This window comes from Candidatus Pelagibacter sp. (genome assembly GCF_052049975.1).
Lineage (GTDB): Bacteria > Pseudomonadota > Alphaproteobacteria > Pelagibacterales > Pelagibacteraceae > Pelagibacter.
Map to the genome: position 1 here is coordinate 39,986 of NZ_JBNGYZ010000002.1, position 16,446 is coordinate 56,431.

Below are 16,446 nucleotides of genomic sequence, written 5' to 3' on the forward strand. Positions count from 1 at the left end.
ATGATTCCTATAAGAAATAGAAAAAAAACTCTTAAAGTAACTGTAGAGGAGATGCGTAATTTTGCATTTGCATATGTTGAAAAATATGCACCATCAAAACAACAACTAAAAACATATCTTTTAAAGAAATATCTAAAAGCTTCCTCTCAAGAAGTTAAAAAACAAGATGTTAGTAAATTAATTGAAATTGTTTTGTCAGATCTTGAAAAAAGTAAATTTATTAATGATAAATTTTATTCAGAAAGTAAGGCGAGAAGCATGATTAATAGAGGTAGTTCAATTAATAAAATTAGAAGTTATTTGATGGGCAAAGGTATTAATGAAGATTATATAAATAATACAGTCGAACAAATTAATGAAGAAAATTCAGACCAAGATTTTTTTTCTGCAATTAAAATTTGTAAAAAAAAAAGAATTGGACCAGCAAGGGTAGAAGATAATAGACCATTATTTTATAAAAAAGACATTTCTTTATTAGCAAGAAATGGTTTTGATTTTGAAACATCAAAAAAAGTTATGGATATGACAAAAGAAGAATATAAAAAAATTATTAATTTACTTTGATTTTTTCTTTTTTTCTTCTTCAACTAAGAAATCAATTTTTCTTTTGATATAGTTTCTTACAAAGACAAAAACTAGCAATCCAAATATAGATACAGAAACAATTATTCTTAAAATTATTTTTAATTGATCATCCATTGTTAATATTTTTACTTTTAACAATTATACTAGTATTTTTAAAATCTTTCTTACCATATGTAATTTCATTATTTGAAAAGTCAGTAATTGATCCACCGGAATGAATTATTAAAGCATGACCAGCTGCTATATCCCATTCACAAGCTCTAGGCTCAGCTACATATAAATCAAATTCACCAGCCGCTACTACACAAAATTTTAATGAACTTTTCATTTTCTGATGGGTAGATACATTGAATTTATTATGAATATCTAATATTTCAGGTTTTAGATCATTAGAATAACTAACAGCCCTGATCGTATCATCTGATTTTATTTTTGTAGTTAAAGAGATTTCTTTTTTATCAATTAATTCATAAGAGTGTGAATTTGCATAAGCATAAAACATTCGTTTTTTTGCTGGAGCATTTATTATTCCAATTAGTGGTTTATTATTAATTATTAAACTTGCATTTAAAGTGAATTCATCTTTATTATTTAGATAATCTCTTGTTCCATCAATTGGATCAATTAACCAAAAATCTTTTAAACTCTGGTTTTCCTTATTTTCAGAATTTTCTTCAGATACTACAGGAATATTTGGTGTAGTTTCTTTAATCCTTTTTGTTAAAACTTCATTTACCTCAATATCACCATTAGTAACAGGTGTGTTGTCAGATTTAATTTCTTTTTTAAGTCCTTTTTCTCTAATCAATAATGCAAGTTCACCTGCATAATGAAAAGTATCAATTAATGACATTGTAATTTTTTTTGATTCTTCAATATTCACTTTTTAAATTTTTCTATTTTAATTTCTTTTGCATTGATTACTTTTTTTCCTGCGTTTTCAAAATTAATTGTAACTTTAAAATCAATAATTGATTGAACTTGGCCTATACCCCAGTCTTTTTTATTGGGATTTATTACCCTATCTCCTGGCTCATAATCTAAAATCATTTGATTTACTTATAGTCAATATGTAAATAAATAACATTAAATTATGACTAAATTAAACTCATTAGGTTTTAATAAAAAACCAGAGGATACCCTTGTGGTTGTTGCAATGTCTGGAGGAGTAGATTCTTCAACAGTTGCAGCAATGATGAAAAATGAAGGGTATAAAGTAATAGGTATTACTTTAAAATTATATAATGACACACAACAAACTACCCAATCTAAACAATGCTGTGCCGGTCAAGATATAATGGATGCAAAGAGAGTTGCTGAAAAATTAAAAATAGAGCATAGAATTTTATACTATCAAAATAAATTTAAAGAGGGCGTAATAGATAATTTTGTAGAAAGTTATCTTAATGGAGAAACCCCAATACCATGTGTTCAGTGTAACCAAACAGTAAAATTTACAGACTTATTTGAAGAAGCTAAAAAACTTAACGCAGATGCGCTGATAACAGGTCATTATGTAAAAAGTATTACAGATAATGGGGTAAACCATATGTATAGAGGAAAAGATAGCAATAGAGATCAAAGTTATTTTTTGTTTAGCACCACAAGAGAACAACTTGACTACCTAAGATTTCCACTCGGTGGTTTGTTAAAAGATGAAACAAGAAAAATTGCTAAAGATCTAGATTTAAATGTAGCAGACAAACCAGATAGTCAGGATATTTGTTTTGTACCCAATGGAGATTATGCATCAGTAATTCAAAAGTTTAAACCTAATTCATTTAAAAAAGGAAATATTAAGAATCTCAAAGGAGAGGTGATTGGTGTTCATGATGGAATTATTAATTATACAATAGGTCAGCGTAAGGGAATAAAAATTGCTGATAAAGATCCATTATATGTAATAAAAATTGATGCTGATCAAAATGAAATTATAGTTGGCACAAAAGAAAACTTAATTAAAAAAGAAATCCATCTAAAAGAAATAAACTTATTAACCAATGACACCAAAGATTTTGAAAAAGAAATATTTGTAAAGGTTAGATCAACTGGAAAATTGCTTAAGGCAAAAGTTGATATCAATTATGATAAAGCTAAAGTAAATTTATTAGAAGATGAATATGGTATTGCCCCAGGTCAAGCCTGTGTATTTTATGCTAAAGATAATTTTGGAGATAAGATTTTAGGCGGAGGCTGGATTAAGAACTAGCTTTCTTCCACATTAAAAAAGTAAGCAAATAAAAACTAATTACGCCAATAAAATAATCCCATTCAAGTGCATGTTTGAAAAACTTTAAATTAAATCCCATAAAATCATTTCCTGGTAAACTAATGATAGGAACACTTATCACAGCAACAACAACTAAAATAGAAACAAGAACAATCTTTAATTTTAAAATCGTTGGATTTATATAATTTTTCAATTTATCTTTAAAAGAGTAAAGTATGATAACTAGATAAGCTTGAGCCACTATCTCAAAAATAATAAACATTAGCATGATCACTCTTCTAAATAGCTTGTACAAATCATGATCAAATTTCACACCTAAAAATATTGAATGTAAGGTTAATGCAATTGCAGAAGCTACTCCAAAATTGACTATTTTTTTTAAATGTTTGTGACCATTGTTAAGCTGAAGAATAATATCCTTATTGTAAAACCAATATTTAATTAGAAGAAAAGACGTTAAAAACATTGCTGGTTTAAATACGAGATATGTTGGAAAAACTCTCGCGGTTCTACTAATTGATGTCCCGCCATCAAAATAGGGGAATGTCCAATGAATTATATCTTCTTGATTTGGAAATAATCCATGAAATTGTGTAATTAATATCAAACAGGTATTAACGGCTACAAAAGGAACGATGAAGATCCAAATACTTAAGGATCTCACTTTATTTATCTCAAACATTTATAAGATTATTTTTTCTTATTTTTCTTTCTAGCTCTTCTTTTTTTTGAGCCCATTTTTCTACGGCCTCTATGTTTTTTTGGGTAACCCATTTTTTCCTTTTATTTATAATTTAATTGAAATTATTCGCGGGATATAGCATTGTCATCCAAACTTATCAATTTTTTTATGAGCAATACTTTTAAGACATTTTTAAAGCATACAGCTAAAGATTTTCATAATCAGTCAGTGAACCCACCGATTGTTAGAGCATCTACTATTATATTCAAATCAATGCAAGATATTAGAAAAACTCAATCTAAAGCTGCCAAAGATCCGACAGGTGGATATTTTGATTATGGAAGACAAGGAACATCCACAACGCATATTTTGCAAAAAATTCTATCTAAGTTAGAGGAAAGTTATCACGTATTCCTAACTCCAACAGGATTTGGAGCAGTTTTTTTATCAATTTTTAGTGTGACAAGACCAGGTGATGAAATTTTAGTTGCTGATCCAGTTTACAGTCCAACAAGATTATTAACTCAAGATTATCTTAAAGAATTTAATATCAAAGCAACATTTTATAATCCAAGTGATTTAAAAACTTTAGAAAAAAATATAACTAAAAAAACAAAACTAATTTTTGTTGAAAATCCTGGAAGTAATTCTTTTGATTTTCAAGATCTTGGTAAAATTGTTTCAATAGCAAAGAAAAATAAAATATTAACAGCAATAGATAACACATGGGGAACACCATATTTTTTAAAACCTATAAAGCTTGGTTTTGATATGGCAATTGTTTCTGCAACTAAATATTATTCTGGTCACTCAGATGTAATGGGTGGTTCCTTAGCTGTTAATAAAAAAGTGTTTAAACAAGTCCAACGAACAGACAAAATCACTGGTATGAGAATGAGTCCTGATGATGCTTATTTAATCACAAGAGGACTTAGAACTTTAGACGTAAGATTGGATAGACATAGAGAGAATGCAAAAAAAGTTTCAGAATTCCTCTCTAAATTTAAGAATATTAAATTGTTGTATCCGTATAAAAAAGACTCAGTAAACTTTAGAATGTGGAAAAAATATTATTCAGGCGCATCTGGTCTAATGGGACTAAAAGTTAAAGCCAAAAATAAATCCTCGGTAGTAAAATTTGTAAACTCACTAAAACTTTTTGGTTATGGGTATAGTTGGGGTGGCTTTGAGAGTTTAGCCTTACATCAAGATATAAGAGAACAAGGAAAACGAAATTATCTCAAACTAGACAGTAATGAGCACCTCGTTAGACTTCATATTGGCCTAGAAGACCCTAATGACTTGATTGCAGATTTAAAACAAGCTCTCAAGCATTTAAGATAATGCAGAGTAAATTTTTCCAATCAAAAACTGCTTTAATAACTTTAATAGCTGCTTGCGCTGTAGTTTTTATTTCACTTGGAGTTAGACAGACTTTTGGTTTATTTTTTATGGATTTCAAAAGAGATCTTGGAATATCCATTACAAATTCTGGTTTGGCTGTTGGAATTCAAATGTTAATGTGGGGTTTGACAGGGCCAATATTTGGTGCGATTGCTGATAAATATGGTGGTCATAAAGCAATTAGTTTAGCTTTTATATTTTATATTTTAGGAATTTATTTTTTATACAATGGCCCTAATACAGGTTTGTTCTTTCAATTAGATTTAGGATTGATGGTTGGAATAGGTTTAGGTGGAACAGCGATTAGTATTCCAATGGCAATAGTTGGAAAACATTTTCCTTTATCAAATAGAACTATTGCAATGAGTTTTGTAACAGCTGTTGGTTCTTTAGGTTATTTTGCTTCACCTTTATATACAAACTATTCCTTAAACGCTAATGGATGGGAATACACCTTGAGTGTTTTTATGTTTTTTTTAATTTTTGGATTGTTGGTATCTTATTTTGTAAGGTCACCATCTCTAAATGAGTCACCTGAGAAAAAAAATGATCAAACAGTTACTGAAGCTTTAAAAGAAGCGTTTGGTACTAAGAGTTATATTTTATTAGTTTCAGGATTTTTCGTTTGTGGTTTTCATATAACTTTAGTTGGAACTCATGTTCCAAAATATGTTATTGATAGAGGGTTGGAAGATTGGACAGCTGCAGCAATTTTATCTTTAATTGGTTTATTTAATATTTTTGGTTCATTACTAAGTGGATACTTATCCACAAAAATGAGTAAAAAAATTATTCTAAGTGCAATTTACTTCCTCAGAGGAATTTCAATAATTTTCTTTATATTTTTACCACCTAGCAACCTAAATGCGTTTATTTTTGGAGCTAGCTTTGGATTTTTATGGCTTTCAACTGTCCCAGCCACTAGTGGAATTGTTGCTCACATTTTTGGCACAAGATACTTAGGTTTACTATACGGATTAGTTTTCTTAAGCCATCAAATTGGATCATTCTTTGGTGCTTATTTAGGTGGATTATTTTATGATACTTATGGTTCATATGATTATGCGTGGTATTTAGCAATTGCACTCTCTGTTTTTGCTGCAATAATTCACTTACCAATTAAAGAACAAGCAGTTTTAAGATTAAGAACAGAATAAATTGAAAATACTTGAAAATCTCATAAAATCAGAAGAACCATTTATACTTTATAAGACCAATATAGGTTTTCAATTATATACTCAATTTTCAAAAAAAATTATTTTAAACGAAAAAAATATTAAAGGTTTTTTAAATAGTATAAAAAAAAAGAAATCAAATATTAAAGAAACAGACTTATTTGTAGGTTTTTTTGGTTATGAGATATTAAACAACTTAATTGGCATAAAACTTCCAAAACAAAAAAGCATCAATTTCCCTAAAGGAATTTTTTATAAACCTGAAAAAGTACAAAATTTAAAAGATATTAATTATACAAATGAAAAGAAACAAAAAACATATACAAAATTCAAAATAAATTTATCATTAAATAATTACACGAAAATATTTGAAAAATTTAAGAAGAAAATTAAAAGTGGTGATACATATCAAATTAAAATCTGCACAAAGTATAAAAATAAATCAATTATTGATCCAATAGATTTATTTTCTAAATTATGCAAAACTAATCTAGCACCTGAATCTTTTTTTATAAAAGATAAGGATTATTCTATAATAAGTTGTTCTCCTGAAAACTTAATAGACAGAAAAGGAGATTTTATTTCAACAAAACCTATAGCCGGAACACTTAAAAAGAACAAAAAATTGAATAAATCAAAAGCTCTCAAATATTTTAGAAAAAATATTAAGGAAACTAAAGAACATAACATGATTGTTGATATGGAAAGAAATGATTTATCAAGAGTTTGTGTGCCAGGAACAGTCAAAATCAAAAAAGAAAAAAAAATTGAAGAATATAAAGATCTATTTCACTACGTAACTTTAATTGCTGGTAGATTAAAAAAGAATATAAGAATTATTGATATAATTAAATCAATGATGCCAGGAGGATCTGTAATTGGTTGTCCAAAAATTAGCACCTTAAATTTATTAAACAATCAAGAGAGAGAGAATAGAAATATTTATACAGGCAGTTTTGGTTTTATAAAGTTTAATGGAGATATGAGATTTAATATAATAATTAGATCATTATTATATTATAAGAATACATCAGAAATTTCAGTTGCATCTGGTGTTGTTGTAGATAGCAAAGCTAAAAATGAATTTAATGAAAACTTTATTAAAGCTAAAGCTCTATTAGATTTATTCAAATGATTTATATAATTGATCATAAAGATTCTTTTACATTCAACGTTGTTCATCAATTTTCTTTATTTGATAAAGTAGAATGTGATGACTACTCAGAAATTAGAGAAGATAAGTTAAACAAAGCTTCAACTATTATATTTTCTCCAGGCCCAGGTTCTCCAAAAGATTATAAAACTACTTCAAAAATTTACAAAAGATTTAAAAATAAAAAGAAAATTATTGGAATTTGCTTGGGTTTTCAGCAGATACTTCATTGCGAAGGTGGAAAAATTATTGAACAAAATAAAATATATCACGGTTATCAATCAAAAATTAAAGTTGTATCTAGAAATTCTTTATTTATGAAAAATACTAATTTTGTAGTAGGCAGGTATCATTCATTAAAATTAAAAGAACCTTTTAATGCAAAAAATTTTGACATCACAATGAGATGTGTTAATTCAAATGTTGCGATGGCAATTGAAAATAACAAAGAAAAAATCTATGGTTTTCAATTTCATCCAGAATCTTTTTTAACAATAAATGGTAACTTACTTATTAAAAAAATCTTATCGGCTTAAAGATTATAAAGAAGTTGAATTTAATGATCTTTGGGGTGACCATGGTGTTTTCACAACAATGTGGTTATTCGACAAACCACAAAAAATTTTATTTTTTGATCAACATATTAATAATTTAATAAAATCTACAAAAGTCTTTAAAGTTTATAAAGCAGATCTAAAATTAAATATTTTAAAAATTTTAAAGAAAATAATAAATCCTAAAATCAAATATAATCATTTGTTAAGAGTAGCAATTAACAAAAAGATATTATCTATATCGATAAGAAAAAGAATAAAACCAAAATTAGATTTTACCTTAAATCTAGTAAATCTTAAAAGGGTTAAACCTGAATATAAAAATTTAAAATATAAACAAATTTTAAAACATCTTTCAAAATTAGATAATTCAAAAAATGATATAGGTCTATGTGTAAACAATAAGATTTTTGAAACTGGAACTTCAAATTTAGTTTTTATAAAGAATGAAAAAATATTTTTTCCAAAAAATAATTATTATAAAGGAATAACATTTAAATTTTTTAAAGATAAATTTAAAAAATTTCATTTCACAGATATTAAAATTAATACATTATCTGAATTCGATGAAATATTATTAATAGGCTCTGGAAAAGGCGTTGCATCAGTAAAAAAAATTAAGAATTATGCTTGGTCAAGAAAAAGTATGAATTATTACAAATTATTTTCATCTAAGTATTCAAAAGCAATTCAACAATGTAAAAAATATTAATGATTAGAGATCCAAATAATCCTTGCTTATTTTGTAATGCAAAAGAGAGTGGTATTGCTGCAGAAAATGAATTTGCATATGCAAGTTATGACTCTTTTCCAGTTTCAGATTTTCATTGCCTTATTATTCCAAAGAGACATGTGAAAGATTATTTTGAAATGAATGATGAGGAACTGTTGGCTTGTAACGATTTAATTATAAAAATTAAAAATGAAATTTTAACTAAAGATAAAACGGTTAAAGCATTTAATATTGGATCTAATGCTGGAAAAATTTCTGGTCAATCAATTATGCATTGCCATATCCATCTGATTCCAAGAAGAGAGGGAGATGTTGAAAATCCCCAAGGAGGAGTAAGATCGGTTATTCCCAAAAAACAGCACTATAAAAGAGAAAATTAGGCTATTGATAAAGACAAATTGACCAATTCTTACATATTGAAGTAATTATTAAACTATCCTAGAAAAGTGAAAATTAACTCAAAATTTATAAATTATGTTACAAAATAATCCTTTCTTAAATTTAGCTGAAGTTGTTTCACCTTATGCTATGCAATCATTCATTATTGCAATGGTAGTTTTGATAGCTGTTGGAACTATAATTCAAATGATACATCATAAAAACGTTACTTATTTTTTAAACAATGCAAAAAAAGCAAAATTATCTGCTACGAAAGAATTAAGTGCAGGAGAGAAAGCAGCAATTATTGCAAAAACTACAGTTGTAGATATCGGTACAACATCAGAATTAGGAATGGGCAAAAGACGACTAGCACATGTATTAGGTATGTACGGAACGATCTTGTTTTGGATTTCATCTGCTGTGCTAGTGTTTGGTTACTCTGGTGAAGGTTCTTCGACTACTATTTGGTCAACTTTATGGCATGTTGGAGCAATACTTACTTGCTTAGGTGGATTTTGGTTTTGGTTTTTTTTAAGAGTAGATGTATCTGCGGAAGCTTTTCCTTGGTATCGAATTATTAAAGCGGATCTATTTGTATTAGCTCTTTTAGCTTGTTCAACATTTGGTTTAGCATGGTCATATTTTCAATATTCAAGTCAAATGGGTTTGAGCTACTTATTTTTAGCATTATTTGTAGTTGCTAACATTGTGTTATTCGGTGGAGTTTATTGGTCTAAATTTGCCCACATGTTTTATAAACCTGGAGCAGCTATTCAAAAAAATCTAGCTGAAGCAGATGGATCTAGAGACAATCTACCTCCACCAGCTGATGCGCCTGAGCAATTTGGTTTAGGAATTAAAAGAGAAGAACCAAAACATTATTAACAATGAAATTAAAAAAGGAGAAAAAATAAATGTCAACTTTTGTATACATGACTAGATGTGATGGCTGTGGTCATTGCGTAGATATATGTCCATCAGATATCATGCATATCGATGAGAATATAAGAAGAGCAAAAAATATTGAACCAAACTTTTGTTGGGAATGTTATTCATGTGTTAAAGCATGTCCTAACCATGCAATTGATGTAAGAGGTTATGCTGATTTTGCTCCAATGGGTCATAGTGTTAGGGTAAGAAGAGAAGAAGAAAAAGGCACTATCTCTTGGAAAATAAAATTTAGAAATGGTACAGAAAAAAACTTTGTATCTCCAATTACAACAAAACCTTGGGGTAAGTTTATTCCAAAACTTGCTGATGGTGACAAACCAAATCAAGGAGAAATAAATTCACAAAGACTTTATAGAGAACCTGAAGGATTAAATACTGGTGGAGAGCTACCTGCAGTTCCAAAAGAGTCTTTTAAAAAAGGAGTTTATTACTAATGGCTAAACATAAAACTCATTACGAAGAATGTGATATTTTAGTTGTCGGTGGTGGTATGGCCGGAACAGGTGCAACTTTTGAAGCAAGACACTGGGGAAGAGATATGAAAATTGTTTGCGTTGAAAAAGCAAACATTGATAGAAGTGGAGCTGTTGCCCAAGGTCTTTACGCAATAAATTGCTATATGGGAATGCAATGGGGTGAAAACCAACCTGAAGATCATGTTAGATACGCAAGAAATGATTTAATGGGAATGGTTAGAGAAGATTTAGGTTATGACATGGCTCGTCACGTAGACTCAACAGTTCACATGTTTGACGAATGGGGTTTACCTATGATGAAGAATGAAAAGACAGGTAGATACTTAAGAGAAGGTAAATGGCAGATAATGATCCACGGTGAAAGTTACAAACCAATTGTAGCTGAAGCTGCAAAAAAGTCTGCAGATAAAATATATAACAGAATAATGATCACTCATCTATTAATGGACGAGTCACAGGAAAATAGAATTGGTGGAGCAGTTGGCTTTAACATGAGAACAGGTGATTTTCATGTATTCAGAGCTAAAGCTGTGATTGTTGCAGCAGGTGGTGCTTCACATATCTTTAAACCAAGAGCTGTTGGTGAAGGAATGGGTAGAACTTGGTATGCACCTTGGAGTAACGGTTCTGCGTATGCATTACCAATCGCAGCTGGTGCAAAAATGACTCAAATGGAAAATAGAATTGTTCTATGTAGATTTAAAGATGGTTATGGTCCAGTTGGTGCTTATTTCTTACATCTAAAAACATATACACAAAATGCAAATGGTGAAAATTATGAGAAGAAGTGGTATGATCAAACTAAAGAATTAGTTGGAGAGTATATTGATCATCACCCAACACCTACTTGTTTGAGAAATCATGCATTCATTCAAGAAGTTGCAGCTGGTGGTGGACCAATCCACATGGTAACAAAAGAAGCTTTCCAAGACCCACATTTAGAAACTGTTGGATGGGAAAACTTCTTAGGGATGACAGTTGGTCAAGCGGTTGTATGGGCTTCACAAAATATTGATCCAAAATATACTAATCCAGAATTAACAACATCTGAACCATATGTAATGGGATCACATGCAACATGTTCTGGAGCATGGGTAAGTGGACCTGAAGATTTATCGCCACCTGAATATTTCTGGGGATATAACAGAATGTTAACTATTGATGGTTTATTTGGAGCAGGTGATACTGTTGGAGGAAGTGCACATAAATTCTCATCAGGATCATTTACTGAAGGAAGATTAGCAGCAAAAGCAGCAGTAAAATACATTGAAGATAAGAAAGCTGATGGTATCAAGGTTTCTGACAAACAATGTGAAGATTTTAAAACAGCTGTTTATAAACCATTAGATAATTACACAATTGGTAGAAATGAAATTACAGGAGGAACTGTTTCTCCAAGTTATATTTCTCCAATTCAAGGTTTACAAAGACTACAGAAGATCATGGATGAATATGTTGGAGGAATTACTTCTAATTACATGACTAATGGAAATATGCTAAAAAGAGGCCTTGAATTACTAGATTGGCTTCAAGAAGATCTAGAAAATGTGGGTGCCGAAGATTATCACCAGTTAATGAGAGCATGGGAGCTTAAGCATAGAGCTTTAACTTCTCAGTGTGTAACAGAACACACTTTATTTAGAGAAGAAACTCGTTGGCCAGGTTACTATTACAGAGGTGATCACATGAAACTAGATGATGAAAACTGGCATTGCTTAACAGTTTCAAGAAGAGATCCAAAAACTGGGAAGTTTACAATGGAAAAAGTACCTGTTTATCACATTGTAGATGAAAAAGAGGAAAAGAAAGCTTCTTAAATAAATAAATTAAAGGAAATAAGTTGAAGGATTTACTCAATAAATCTGATGAAGAAGTCTTCATTATTGCAAAGCCTTTTTGGGAAAATCTAGTAAAATCTTCAAATCTCAAAGATTATGGTGGTTTTACAAGAGATTTTTCTACTCAAATGCTGTTTGGAGCAAATGAGGTAGAACTTGGAAAGCAATGGGCTAATAATAAGGTAATAACCAACCTTCATGAGACTTACGATCCTTTTGGAACTCTTAGAAGAGGGGATCATATTACAGTACTGATAAAACAAACTAATAAAGAGCTTCCGGGTGAGTTTTTAGGAAGATTAGTTTTAGGCGTTGAGGATGATGAAGTTAAAATCTTTGGCGCTACCATATATTAAGAAATATTTAGTCTATCAAAAAAATAAATTGACAAATTCCTTGCTAATGTTATTGAGCGAGAAATGAATTTCCTTTACTTAAAAATATCAAATAAAATTAAGCTTTTAAAACTGAGCATAGTAAAACTTGGAATAGTTATTAGTTTAACTGCTTATTGGAGTGTTATTTTAGTTGGAACTTTCCTTGCTTTTAATTAAGTAAAATATTAAATAATTAACATCTATGGAAGTTTATTTACCAATAGCGGAAGTTAATATTAATGCTTTTGAAATACTTCTTCTCAGTGCAATTGTAGGTGTTCTATCCGGTTTGTTCGGAGTTGGTGGCGGTTTTTTAATGACACCTTTTTTAATTTTTTTAGGTGTACCTCCAGCCTATGCAGTTGCAAATGAAGCAAATAATATTTTAGCCACTTCTGTGTCAGGCTCAACAACACATTATTTAAAAAATACATTAGATTATAAGATGGGTTTAATGATAGTTGCTGGCGGAGCTATTGGTACCTTGCTAGGAATTTATACTTTTTCATACTTTCAAGATATGGGAAAAATTGATGTAGTCATTGCTCTAGCTTATATGTACATTTTAGCAATAATTGGTTCTTTAATGCTAGTAGAGAGCTTAGGTGAAATTGATAAACAGAGAAGAAATGTTGTAGTTAAAAAAAAATTACATGTTCACTATTGGATACACGGTCTTCCATTTAGATTAAGGTTTCCAAAATCAAAATTATACGAAAGTGCTTTTACGCCAATCATAATTGGTTTGTTTGTAGGATTTATTGCAGCAATTATGGGCATTGGAGGTGCATTTATTTTAGTTCCAGCAATGATTTATATTATTGGTATGCCAACAAAATTAGTCCCTGGAACCTCTTTATTTGTAACAATTTTTGTAAGCGTAATTGTTACTTTCTTACATGCTTTCAACTATGGTTCAATCGATTTACTTTTAGTTCTTATGCTAGTTACAGGTTCAATTATTGGTGTTCAAGTAGGTCAAAAACTTGGAGAAAAAATTAATAGTAGTGGATTAAGAGCTTTATTGGCAATTTTATTATTATTAGTTGGTATAGCAATGGCTTATGATACTTTTTTTACTGAGAAGGTTGAAACAGAAATTGTAAAAGTTTTAGATAATGATTTAAATTTCTTTTCAGTTTTTATTCAAAAATTTTCACAAGAGATGCCATTGTTTTATAGTTTGTTCACAATTATGTTTGCTATATTTTTAGGTGTAGCAGCAGCATTTATTAGAAGATTTTTTTCCAACCTAAGAAAAAAATTAGCTGTTCCTGCTAATAAGTAAATATTTCTGTAAATATTTCTATACAAAAAATACTTACAATACCAACAGTTGTCATACCAATTAAACCTACTACAAAAGGTTTATAGCCCATTGATTTTATATCCCTAAAATTTGTAGATAATCCAATTGCGGCCATTGCCATTGTAAGAAATACTTTTGAGAAGGCTTTTATTAATGAAATAGTATCAGTCCAAACTTTATTATTGCTTTCTATAAAATAATAATCACCTAAATTTCTAACTATTATCATTCCTATAAATCCTAAAACAAAGTATGGGAAAATACTTACTAATGAATAATTTTTCTTAACAACATTTCCTCTGTTATATAGGAACGCAAATAGAGGTATCATAATTACTAAAAATGTATTTCTTATTAATTTGGTAACAGTTGCTATATTCAACGTCTCTGGACTGTTAAATTGTTGTTCGTAAATCAGCCCTGCTGCTGCTACTTGAGATGTTTCATGGATTGAAGTACCTAGAAACAGACCTACTAATAAAGGCTGAGCATCAAAGTAAAAGTTTGCAAAATAAGGATATACAAGCATTGAAAATATCCCAAACAAAGTCATGTTAGCAATAGCATATGAAACCTCACTTTTATTTGCCTTAATTACAGGAGCTGTTGCCATTATTGCAGTTGTACCACACACTGTAGAACCAATAGAAATTAAGTAAGCCATCCTAGTCGGTATCTTTAATTTTTTAATAACTAGTTTGATCACTGCTAAAACACTTATAATGCATATGATTATTAATGGTATCGCTATTGTTCCAAATTTTAAGAATTCAAAAGGTTTCAATTGTATTCCTAAACAGATAATTCCAAGTTTTAAAATATTTTTCTGAGTAAAGTCGAGACCTATCAAAAACATTTTTCTGATTTTGAAAATGTTTCCGAGTATCATTCCAATAATGATAGCAAACATAGCTGTAGATATTGGGCTTTTTTCATAACCTAATAACTCAATACCAATTACATTATTTATTCCCTGAGAAAGAGAGTACAAAATAAAAGCAAGTATAATACCTGGTATTACTACCAACTTTTTTTTTACAGACATTATATTTTATTGATAACTACGCACTTCTATAAAGCTTTGTCATAACAAATTCCCTATGACCTAAAGCTTCAGCACAAGTTAATCTTCCATTTGCAACTCTAAGAGTTGTTTCTATTAATTTATCTCCTGCTTCTGACATATTCATTTCCCTTGATAGGATTTTTGAAACGTCACAATCAATATGTTCACCCATACTTTTTACAGTCAATGGATTAGCTGTTAATTTTACAACAGGTTCGATTGGATTACCTACAATGTTACCTTGTCCAGTTGGAAATAAATGAATGTTAAATCCTGCTGCAGCTTGAAGTGTTACACATTCTGCTGCGGCTGAAGATGTATCCATAAAATATAAGCCTTTACCTTTTTTTGGTTCTTCTGCTGGTTCTAAAACATCAACAAATTTTCTTGAACCGATTTTTTGGAAATTCCCAAAAGCTTTTTCCTCAATTGTAGTTAAACCACCGGCGATGTTTCCAGCAGTAGGTTGACTTTCAGAAAGATCATCTGTTGCCTCTTTTAAAATGAAATCGTTGTATGCACTCCAAGTTTTCATAAACTTATCTGAAGCCTCTTTTGTTGCACCTCTAGTTGCACAAACTTTTTCTGCCCCAGTTAGCTCAGAAGTTTCACCAAAACATAAATGAACTCCTAAAGGCTCTAGCTTATCCATTAAATTACCAACCGTAGGATTTGCTGCTAACCCAGATGTAGTATCAGACTCACCACATTTAACCGAAATCCATAAATCGCTTATAGGACATTCTTCTCTTTGTTTTTCAGAAGCCCACATAACAAACTCTTGAGCTTTTTTTGAGGCTTTCATTACAGTTCCAATGTCACCAGTTCTTTCAATATGAAATCCCTCAACTGGTTTTCCAGTTTTTGCAATTCCATCAACAATTTTTTTTGTCCATTTAGGTTCAATACCAATTACAATAACTGCAGCAACATTTGGATTACTTCCTGTTCCTATCATTGTCCTAAAATGTAATTCTAAATCAGCGCCAAATTGTAATCTTCCGTAAGAGTGGGGTAATGCAATTGTTCCTTTAATATTGTTTGCTACAGCTTCTGCACATGCATTAGAAATATCATCTACAGGTAAAATTATAACGTGATTTCTTGTTCCGGCTCTACCGTTCTCTCTTTTATAACCTAAAAAACTCTTTGGAATTTCCATATTTCTACCACTTCTTTGTTTTTACATTGTGAACATGCACGTGCTCACCTTTTTTGATTGATTTAACGACTTTACCAATATCATGACCGTATTTAAGTATCGTGTCACCTTCATTTAGATCATTCATTGCAATTTTGTGCCCTAAGGGTATTTCGTCTACTGATTGTATATTTACTGTACTGTCATTTTCCATTATCCAGCAAGAACAATCTTGTTTTGGAGTTATTTTTTCAATAACAACTACTCCTACGTTGTCTTTTTCGTCGTGAATTATGATGTCTGTGGCCATATATGTTGTGTCGAATTGTTTGTTTGAATTTTAGAAAATCTTATATATTAATCGCTGAAATTAACAAACAGTTTTTAAAAT

20 protein-coding genes are annotated in these 16,446 nt (G+C 29.8%); 13 read left to right on the plus strand and 7 right to left on the minus strand.

Annotated elements, in window-relative coordinates:
* Positions 1–564, plus strand: coding sequence for a regulatory protein RecX (locus tag ACTT9U_RS03860; protein WP_440931877.1), 564 nt, complete (start codon positions 1–3; stop codon positions 562–564).
* On the opposite strand, the gene ACTT9U_RS03865 is transcribed toward ACTT9U_RS03860, so the two are convergent.
* The 3 genes from ACTT9U_RS03865 to ACTT9U_RS03875 are packed head-to-tail and all read right to left on the minus strand — an operon-like array spanning position 556 to position 1,635.
* The gene (locus tag ACTT9U_RS03865; protein WP_440931878.1) at positions 556–699 is read right to left on the minus strand and encodes a hypothetical protein; all 144 of its coding nucleotides are present in this window, start codon (positions 697–699) and stop codon (positions 556–558) included. The genes ACTT9U_RS03860 and ACTT9U_RS03865 overlap by 9 nt on opposite strands.
* A complete protein-coding gene (locus ACTT9U_RS03870) occupies positions 692–1,468 on the minus strand; it encodes a 3'(2'),5'-bisphosphate nucleotidase CysQ family protein (protein ID WP_440931879.1) in 777 nt (258 codons plus the stop codon). The genes ACTT9U_RS03865 and ACTT9U_RS03870 overlap by 8 nt, the downstream gene beginning before the upstream one ends.
* Positions 1,465–1,635 (minus strand): DUF3553 domain-containing protein, encoded by a 171-nt coding sequence (locus tag ACTT9U_RS03875; protein WP_440931880.1) that lies wholly within the window; start codon positions 1,633–1,635, stop codon positions 1,465–1,467. Before ACTT9U_RS03875 ends, ACTT9U_RS03870 begins: the two co-directional genes overlap by 4 nt.
* Before the next feature lie 43 nt (positions 1,636–1,678).
* Here ACTT9U_RS03875 and mnmA point away from each other — a divergent pair, with 43 nt between their 5' ends.
* Positions 1,679–2,794, plus strand: a complete 1,116-nt coding sequence (gene mnmA, locus ACTT9U_RS03880) for a tRNA 2-thiouridine(34) synthase MnmA (RefSeq protein WP_440931881.1) — start codon at positions 1,679–1,681, stop codon at positions 2,792–2,794.
* Here the strand turns inward: mnmA and ACTT9U_RS03885 are convergent.
* Positions 2,784–3,497 (minus strand): hypothetical protein, encoded by a 714-nt coding sequence (locus ACTT9U_RS03885; protein ID WP_440931882.1) that lies wholly within the window; start codon positions 3,495–3,497, stop codon positions 2,784–2,786. The genes mnmA and ACTT9U_RS03885 overlap by 11 nt on opposite strands.
* A 168-nt stretch (positions 3,498–3,665) precedes the next feature.
* On the opposite strand from ACTT9U_RS03885, the gene ACTT9U_RS03890 reads away from it, so the two are divergent.
* The 11 genes from ACTT9U_RS03890 (at position 3,666) to ACTT9U_RS03940 (ending at position 13,827) form a co-directional block, all read left to right on the plus strand.
* A complete protein-coding gene (locus ACTT9U_RS03890) occupies positions 3,666–4,841 on the plus strand; it encodes a trans-sulfuration enzyme family protein (protein WP_440909376.1) in 1,176 nt (391 codons plus the stop codon).
* Positions 4,841–6,058 (plus strand): MFS transporter, encoded by a 1,218-nt coding sequence (locus ACTT9U_RS03895; RefSeq protein ID WP_440931883.1) that lies wholly within the window; start codon positions 4,841–4,843, stop codon positions 6,056–6,058. Before ACTT9U_RS03890 ends, ACTT9U_RS03895 begins: the two co-directional genes overlap by 1 nt.
* A gap of 1 nt (position 6,059) precedes the next feature.
* On the plus strand, positions 6,060–7,211 hold the full coding sequence (locus tag ACTT9U_RS03900) for a chorismate-binding protein (RefSeq protein ID WP_440931884.1): 1,152 nt from the start codon (positions 6,060–6,062) through the stop codon (positions 7,209–7,211).
* Positions 7,208–7,765, plus strand: a complete 558-nt coding sequence (locus ACTT9U_RS03905; RefSeq protein ID WP_440931885.1) for an aminodeoxychorismate/anthranilate synthase component II — start codon at positions 7,208–7,210, stop codon at positions 7,763–7,765. Before ACTT9U_RS03900 ends, ACTT9U_RS03905 begins: the two co-directional genes overlap by 4 nt.
* Positions 7,728–8,495: an aminotransferase class IV gene (locus ACTT9U_RS03910; protein WP_440931886.1), complete on the plus strand. Its 768-nt coding sequence runs from the start codon at positions 7,728–7,730 to the stop codon at positions 8,493–8,495. The genes ACTT9U_RS03905 and ACTT9U_RS03910 overlap by 38 nt, the downstream gene beginning before the upstream one ends.
* On the plus strand, positions 8,495–8,896 hold the full coding sequence (locus tag ACTT9U_RS03915; RefSeq protein ID WP_440931887.1) for an HIT family protein: 402 nt from the start codon (positions 8,495–8,497) through the stop codon (positions 8,894–8,896). The genes ACTT9U_RS03910 and ACTT9U_RS03915 overlap by 1 nt, the downstream gene beginning before the upstream one ends.
* Positions 8,897–8,990: 94 nt before the next feature.
* Positions 8,991–9,782 carry an adenylyl-sulfate reductase gene (locus ACTT9U_RS03920; RefSeq protein WP_440931888.1) on the plus strand — a complete coding sequence of 264 codons (792 nt, stop codon included), beginning with the start codon at positions 8,991–8,993 and terminating at the stop codon, positions 9,780–9,782.
* 29 nt (positions 9,783–9,811) lie between these two features.
* On the plus strand, positions 9,812–10,282 hold the full coding sequence (gene aprB, locus ACTT9U_RS03925; protein WP_440931889.1) for an adenylyl-sulfate reductase subunit beta: 471 nt from the start codon (positions 9,812–9,814) through the stop codon (positions 10,280–10,282).
* Complete coding sequence (aprA, locus tag ACTT9U_RS03930) at positions 10,282–12,141, plus strand: adenylyl-sulfate reductase subunit alpha (RefSeq protein WP_440931890.1); 1,860 nt, start codon at positions 10,282–10,284, stop codon at positions 12,139–12,141. The genes aprB and aprA overlap by 1 nt, the downstream gene beginning before the upstream one ends.
* A gap of 23 nt (positions 12,142–12,164) precedes the next feature.
* On the plus strand, positions 12,165–12,518 hold the full coding sequence (locus tag ACTT9U_RS03935) for a hypothetical protein (RefSeq protein WP_440931891.1): 354 nt from the start codon (positions 12,165–12,167) through the stop codon (positions 12,516–12,518).
* Between the two features lie 223 nt (positions 12,519–12,741).
* The gene (locus ACTT9U_RS03940; RefSeq protein WP_440931892.1) at positions 12,742–13,827 is read left to right on the plus strand and encodes a sulfite exporter TauE/SafE family protein; all 1,086 of its coding nucleotides are present in this window, start codon (positions 12,742–12,744) and stop codon (positions 13,825–13,827) included.
* Here the strand turns inward: ACTT9U_RS03940 and ACTT9U_RS03945 are convergent.
* Genes ACTT9U_RS03945 through ACTT9U_RS03955 form a run of 3 tightly spaced genes read right to left on the minus strand, consistent with a single transcriptional unit; the run spans position 13,817 to position 16,365 of the window.
* Positions 13,817–14,893: a YeiH family protein gene (locus ACTT9U_RS03945; protein ID WP_440931893.1), complete on the minus strand. Its 1,077-nt coding sequence runs from the start codon at positions 14,891–14,893 to the stop codon at positions 13,817–13,819. The genes ACTT9U_RS03940 and ACTT9U_RS03945 overlap by 11 nt on opposite strands.
* A gap of 16 nt (positions 14,894–14,909) precedes the next feature.
* Entirely contained in the window at positions 14,910–16,076 is a 1,167-nt protein-coding gene (locus tag ACTT9U_RS03950) for a UxaA family hydrolase (protein ID WP_440931894.1), read from the minus strand.
* A gap of 4 nt (positions 16,077–16,080) precedes the next feature.
* Positions 16,081–16,365 carry a UxaA family hydrolase gene (locus tag ACTT9U_RS03955; protein ID WP_440931895.1) on the minus strand — a complete coding sequence of 95 codons (285 nt, stop codon included), beginning with the start codon at positions 16,363–16,365 and terminating at the stop codon, positions 16,081–16,083.
* Positions 16,366–16,446: the final 81 nt, after the last annotated feature.

What these genes read in the sequence shown, in the direction of transcription:
- ACTT9U_RS03940 (WP_440931892.1), top strand. Translation starts at nt 12,742, where the DNA reads ATGGAAGTTTATTTACCAATAGCGGAAGTTAATATTAATGCTTTTGAA.
- ACTT9U_RS03915 (WP_440931887.1), top strand. Translation starts at nt 8,495, where the DNA reads ATGATTAGAGATCCAAATAATCCTTGCTTATTTTGTAATGCAAAAGAG.
- ACTT9U_RS03895 (WP_440931883.1), top strand. Translation starts at nt 4,841, where the DNA reads ATGCAGAGTAAATTTTTCCAATCAAAAACTGCTTTAATAACTTTAATA.
- aprB (WP_440931889.1), top strand. Translation starts at nt 9,812, where the DNA reads ATGTCAACTTTTGTATACATGACTAGATGTGATGGCTGTGGTCATTGC.
- ACTT9U_RS03865 (WP_440931878.1), bottom strand. Translation starts at nt 699, where the DNA reads ATGGATGATCAATTAAAAATAATTTTAAGAATAATTGTTTCTGTATCT.
- ACTT9U_RS03885 (WP_440931882.1), bottom strand. Translation starts at nt 3,497, where the DNA reads ATGTTTGAGATAAATAAAGTGAGATCCTTAAGTATTTGGATCTTCATC.
- ACTT9U_RS03910 (WP_440931886.1), top strand. Translation starts at nt 7,728, where the DNA reads ATGGTAACTTACTTATTAAAAAAATCTTATCGGCTTAAAGATTATAAA.
- mnmA (WP_440931881.1), top strand. Translation starts at nt 1,679, where the DNA reads ATGACTAAATTAAACTCATTAGGTTTTAATAAAAAACCAGAGGATACC.
- aprA (WP_440931890.1), top strand. Translation starts at nt 10,282, where the DNA reads ATGGCTAAACATAAAACTCATTACGAAGAATGTGATATTTTAGTTGTC.
- ACTT9U_RS03860 (WP_440931877.1), top strand. Translation starts at nt 1, where the DNA reads ATGATTCCTATAAGAAATAGAAAAAAAACTCTTAAAGTAACTGTAGAG.
- ACTT9U_RS03920 (WP_440931888.1), top strand. Translation starts at nt 8,991, where the DNA reads ATGTTACAAAATAATCCTTTCTTAAATTTAGCTGAAGTTGTTTCACCT.
- ACTT9U_RS03875 (WP_440931880.1), bottom strand. Translation starts at nt 1,635, where the DNA reads ATGATTTTAGATTATGAGCCAGGAGATAGGGTAATAAATCCCAATAAA.
- ACTT9U_RS03950 (WP_440931894.1), bottom strand. Translation starts at nt 16,076, where the DNA reads ATGGAAATTCCAAAGAGTTTTTTAGGTTATAAAAGAGAGAACGGTAGA.
- ACTT9U_RS03945 (WP_440931893.1), bottom strand. Translation starts at nt 14,893, where the DNA reads ATGTCTGTAAAAAAAAAGTTGGTAGTAATACCAGGTATTATACTTGCT.
- ACTT9U_RS03890 (WP_440909376.1), top strand. Translation starts at nt 3,666, where the DNA reads ATGAGCAATACTTTTAAGACATTTTTAAAGCATACAGCTAAAGATTTT.
- ACTT9U_RS03955 (WP_440931895.1), bottom strand. Translation starts at nt 16,365, where the DNA reads ATGGCCACAGACATCATAATTCACGACGAAAAAGACAACGTAGGAGTA.
- ACTT9U_RS03905 (WP_440931885.1), top strand. Translation starts at nt 7,208, where the DNA reads ATGATTTATATAATTGATCATAAAGATTCTTTTACATTCAACGTTGTT.